The organism is Streptomyces sp. SID4985, from assembly GCF_009863025.1.
Taxonomy (GTDB): domain Bacteria; phylum Actinomycetota; class Actinomycetes; order Streptomycetales; family Streptomycetaceae; genus Streptomyces.
Genome location: NZ_WWIR01000478.1, coordinates 1 through 1136, shown reverse-complemented (window position 1 = coordinate 1136; position 1136 = coordinate 1). Strand labels below are relative to the sequence as shown.

The following is a 1136-nucleotide window of genomic DNA, read 5'->3' as shown; positions in this document are numbered from 1 at the left end:
CCGCCCGCCCGGCCGCCCCGCCCTCAGCCTCGTCCCCGGCACCCCCGACCTCGCCGCCTTCCCCCGCACCGCCTGGCTCCAGGCCGCCCGCCGCGCCCTGGCCACCGCCCCCTTCGACGCCCTCGGCTACGGCGACCCGCGCGGCCGCCCCGAACTGCGCACCGCCGTCGCCGGATACCTCGCCCGCGTCCGGGGCGTACGGGCCGACCCCGACCACGTGCTGATCACCGCGGGCTTCTCCCACGCCCTGCGCCTCCTCGGCACGGTGCTGCGCGGCCGCGGCGCCCGCACGGTCGCCGTCGAGTCGTACGGCCTCGACGCGTACACCGCCCTGCTGCACGACGCCGGCCTCACCACGACCCCGCTGCCCTACGACGAACTCGGCACGGACACAAGTCCGTTGAGCGACGAGGGCGCCGTACTCCTCACCCCCGCCCACCAGTTCCCCATGGGCACCGCACTGCACCCCGACCGCCGCGCGGCCGTCGTCGACTGGGCCCGGCGCACCGGCGGGCTGATCCTGGAGGACGACTACGACGGCGAGTTCCGCTACGACCGCCGCCCCGTCGGCGCCCTCCAGGACCTCGCCCCCGACCAGGTCGTCTACTTCGGCACCGCCAGCAAGTCCCTCGCCCCCGGACTGCGCCTGGGCTGGATGGTGCTGCCCCCGGCCCTGTACGCGGAGACGGTCGCGGCCAAGGGCCGCATCGACACCTGCGGGGTCCTGGACCAGCTCACCCTCGCCGAGTTCCTCACCTCCGGCGCCTACGACCGCCACGTCCGCGCCGCCCGGCTGCGCTACCGGCGCCGCCGCGACGCCCTCGCCGCCGCCGTCGCCGACCGCGCCCCCGACGTCCACGTCACCGGCATCGCCGCCGGTCTGCACGCGGTACTGCGGCTGCCGCCCGGCACCGAGCGCTCGGTCGTCCAGGCCGCGGGCTGGCAGGGACTTGCCCTGCACGGCCTCTCCTTCTACCGCCACCCCGACGCCGTCACCGAACCGCTGGAGGCGCTGGTGGTGGGGTACGGGACACCGCCGGAGAGCTTGTGGAAGGACGCGCTGGAGGCGCTGTGCCGGGCGTTGCCCTAGGCGGGTGTCAGGTGCCGGGTGCCGGGTGCCGGGTGCCGGGTGCCGG

General features: G+C 76.8%; 1 protein-coding gene. It reads left to right on the top strand.

Going from position 1 to position 1136, the window contains the following annotated elements:
- Window positions 1-1090: PLP-dependent aminotransferase family protein (locus GTW40_RS21170; protein WP_161181775.1), on the top strand; the 1090-nt coding region annotated here is incomplete at its 5' end.
- Window positions 1091-1136 lie beyond the last annotated feature (46 nt).